Source organism: Sphaerisporangium sp. B11E5, assembly GCF_039871875.1.
Taxonomy (GTDB): domain Bacteria; phylum Actinomycetota; class Actinomycetes; order Streptosporangiales; family Streptosporangiaceae; genus Sphaerisporangium.
Map to the genome: position 1 here is coordinate 1 of NZ_JBDPMD010000113.1, position 1,420 is coordinate 1,420.

The following is a 1,420-nucleotide window of genomic DNA, read 5'->3' on the forward strand; positions in this document are numbered from 1 at the left end:
GCTTCGGCGGCGGCGCCTTTGGTGAGCCAGCCGTCGGGACGCTGCCTGGACGCCGCGGGCAACTCCAGCACGCAGGGAACGGCGTTGCAGATCTGGGACTGCGGCGGCCAGGCCGGCCAGTCCTACGACATCACCACCGCAGGCGAGCTACGGACGTTCAACGGCACCCGCTGCGTGGACGCCTACGCCAACGGCACCTCCCCCGGCACCCAAGTGATCATCTGGACCTGCAACGGCCAGAACAACCAGAAATGGCGTCTGAACACCGACGGCTCCATCACCGGCGTGCAGTCCGGGCTGTGCCTGGACGTCAACGGCGGCGCCACCGCCAACGGCACCAAAGTCATCCTGTGGACCTGCAACGGCCAGGCCAACCAGAAATGGAACACCGCGGGCCCCACCCCCACCGTGACGCCCACCACCACCCCCACCCCCCAGCCACCCGGCGCACGCCCCTGTGACATCTACGCCGCCGGCGGCACCCCCTGCGTGGCCGCGCACAGCACCACCCGCGCCCTGTACGGCACCTACACCGGCAACCTCTACCAAGTCCGCCGCGCCTCCGACAACACCACCCGCAACATCGGCCTGCTCACCACCGGCGGCACCGCCAACGCCGCCACCCAGGACACCTTCTGCACCGGCACCACCTGCGTCATCACCGTCATCTACGACCAGTCCGGCCGCGGCAACGACCTGTGGTACCAAGGCTCCAGCGTGGTGCCCGGCTCACCGCAGAGCAAACCCGCCATCGCGACGTCGGAGTCACTCACCATCGGCGGCAGCAAGGCCTACTCCCTGTACATCAACCCCGGCAACAGCTACTGGCGCGACGGCCACCTGACCGGCGTCCCCACCGGCAGCGCCCCCGAAGGCATGTACATGGTCACCAGCGGCACCCACGTCAACAGCGGCTGCTGCTTCGACTACGGCAACAGCGAGACCACCCGCAAAGCCGACGCCGCCGGCGCCATGGACGCCATCAACTTCAGCAAGCAGTGCTGGTTCGGCGGCTGCACCGGAACCGGCCCATGGGTCCAGGCCGACCTGGAATGGGGCCTGTTCCCCGGCGGCAGCTCCACCTGGAACCCCAACCAGCGCGCCTTCCCCCACAAATTCGTCACCGCCACCCTCAAGAACAACGGCACCACCCGCTTCGCCATCAAAGGCAGCGACGCCCAAGCCGGCACCCTGTACACCCTCTACGACGGCTCACTGCCCCCCGGCTACAGCCCCATGAAAAAACAAGGCGCCATCATCCTGGGCAGCGGCGGCGACTGCTGCAAACCCGACGGCGGCGCCAACCTCAGCGCCGGCACCTTCTACGAAGGCGCCATGGTCACCGGCTACCCCACCGACGCCACCGAGAACGCCATCCAAGCCAACATCACCACCGCCGGCTACCGCTGAACCGACAGCC

1 protein-coding gene is annotated in these 1,420 nt (G+C 68.3%); it reads left to right on the forward strand.

Translation table 11 applies throughout. The features are described 5' to 3' along the window. A partial coding sequence (locus tag ABGB17_RS38755; protein WP_347639380.1) for an arabinofuranosidase catalytic domain-containing protein occupies positions 1–1,410 on the forward strand: 1,410 nt, incomplete at its 5' end. Positions 1,411–1,420: the final 10 nt, after the last annotated feature.